The sequence below is a fragment of the Psychromonas aquatilis genome, assembly GCF_038155185.1.
GTDB classification, from domain to species: Bacteria; Pseudomonadota; Gammaproteobacteria; order Enterobacterales; family Psychromonadaceae; genus Psychromonas; species Psychromonas aquatilis.
Genome location: NZ_JBAKAZ010000115.1, coordinates 1 through 2376 on the forward strand (window position 1 = coordinate 1; position 2376 = coordinate 2376).

Below are 2376 nucleotides of genomic sequence, written 5' to 3' on the forward strand. Positions count from 1 at the left end.
CACCGCCCCAAAGTCAAAACAAGGTTCCTGAAAGAAAAAATTGCAGGACACCCAAGAAAAAATTGCAGGACACCCAATCATTTAAAGCATTAACTATCTGATTTTATTATATTCGGTTAATGGATGTCCGCGATCTTTTATTCTAGATTTATAAGAACACTCTCCAAATATTTAGGACGCTTTACTAGTAGTATTGACGTTCGCCTTGGGGCGGTGACTTTAGTCTCCCTGCTTGCATCAAAGCAAAAACCAAACAAACTTCATCTACGTAAAATGTAACAAGGTAAAGAGTGAAGTGCTTTGTTTTATTAACTGCATCTACAAGGTAAAAATTGCAGAGGGAAAATTGCAGGACACCCAATCATTTGAAGTATTAACTATCTGATTTTATTGTCTTCGGTTAATGGATGTCCGCGATCTTTCTTGCGCGTTTAGATTAAACTTCTGAAGAAGCGTTTTTACTCGTATCACGCTTGGCTAACAGAGCCACAAGAATAATTTGAGCAACAAGCGCACCTAGAACTACCAATACACTTCCAGTAAAGCCTGCGATGACAAAACTAACTAAAGCGATAAAACCGTTCATCAACGCGTAAGGAAGCTGTGTCTTAAAATGTTCAAACTGATCACACCCTGCCCCTGTTGAAGAAAGAATCGTTGTTTCAGAGATCGGTGAGCAATGGTCACCAAACAAACCACCAGACAACACAGCGCCAATTGCGACGAGTAGCGGTGCATCAACCGCAATCGCGGTTGGAATAACCAATGGCATCATTATCGCGAAGGTTCCCCATGATGAGCCCGTTGCGAATGAAATAATGGCAGACAGCAAAAACGCGACCGCAGGCACTAGCCAATAAGGGAAGCCACTCTGTGCTTGCTCGGCGATATAGGCCGCTGCGCCCAACTCTTTACCGACTGTACTTAACGCCCAAGCCAGTACCAAGATGATCGCAACTGGCATCATGTTTCCCATGCCTTTTAAGTACACAGAGAGACCATCTGAAAGCTTTCTTACACCGTAGTAAGCCATCAACGAGATCAAGGTGATCGCGGCAAAGAAATAAGCCGAAGATAAAGCTGCTCTGAATGATGAGCCTGCAACCTTTTGGAATGGGAAGCCTTGTGGAACCAACATGGCACATAACACTACTAGCATCACTAACAATGGTGCCCAAACAAAAGAGGCCTTTGCATTTTTATGCGAGAATGGATTCAATGAATCACTATTCACGCCAGTATCGATTCCCGCTTGACAATCACGTTCAGCTTTTGCCATTGGTCCAAAATCTAACCCCTTGACTGACACCAAAGGCACAATGAAGATCGCTAAGAATGCATAGAACTGAAAAGGAATCGCACCGATGAAGGCATCCCAGTCAGACATATTAACGCTCAACGCCGTAAATTCTTTCTGGATCAGGCTCATGATGTAAACGCCCCATCCAATGAAAGGGATAAGAATAGCGACGGGCGACGAGGTTGAGTCAATAATGAATGCTAACTTCTGTCTTGAAAGTTTTAGTGTATCGAAAAGAGGACGAAAAACAGGGCCAACAATTAAAGGGGTACCTAAGTCTGAGAAAAATATAACGATTCCCCCAAACCATGCCGAGATTTGGGCTTGGCATTTATTGCTTACCCATTGAGTAACACGTTTTGCAAATGCAACGCCACCGCCAGACTTCTCCATCAAAGCAACAAAGCCACCGATGAACACTAACAACATGATCACACCTGCGTTGTAGCTGTCGGTAAGTTGAGGAACTAGGTAATTTTTAACCATAGTACCAAACGTATCAAGTGGGTTAAGTTCGCTAAACATGCCAGTAAGCATCGCAACGCCACTTAGTACGCCAGCAAAAAGGCCTATCACCACATTCCTTGTCGCCAACGACAACACCAAAGTAATCACAATGGGGATGAGTGACGTGATATCTGTCTGTTCCATAGGTACACCTTAACTCTAAAATAAAATGAATAAATATATATTAAATTTGAATATAAATTCACATCCCCAATTTGTACAGAACTTTATCCTCTAACTGGATAATTAATCTTTAAATGTAAAATTGCAGTGTAAAATTGCACGACACCCAATCATTTAAAGCTTTAACTATCTGATTTTATTGTCTTCGGTTAATGGATGTCCGCGATCTTGCGATCTTTCATAAATCATTTTGAAGCTGATTTATTGTCGGTTCATACTCGTGGAACGGGAAACACACTTCATTCCCTCGCCTAAACATTCAACCCAAACGGTTCATCCCCGTGGATACGGGAAACACATCAGGCGAATCAACTAAACCTGCACCGTACACCGGTTCATCCCCGTGGATACGGGAAACACATCAGGCGAATCAACTAAACCTGCAC

The 2376-nt window shown here is 42.6% G+C and carries 1 protein-coding gene; it reads right to left on the minus strand.

The features are described 5' to 3' along the window. Positions 1 to 436: 436 nt before the first annotated feature. Positions 437 to 1951, minus strand: coding sequence for a Na+/H+ antiporter NhaC family protein (locus V6256_RS15050; RefSeq protein WP_341599087.1), 1515 nt, complete (start codon positions 1949 to 1951; stop codon positions 437 to 439). Positions 1952 to 2376: the final 425 nt, after the last annotated feature.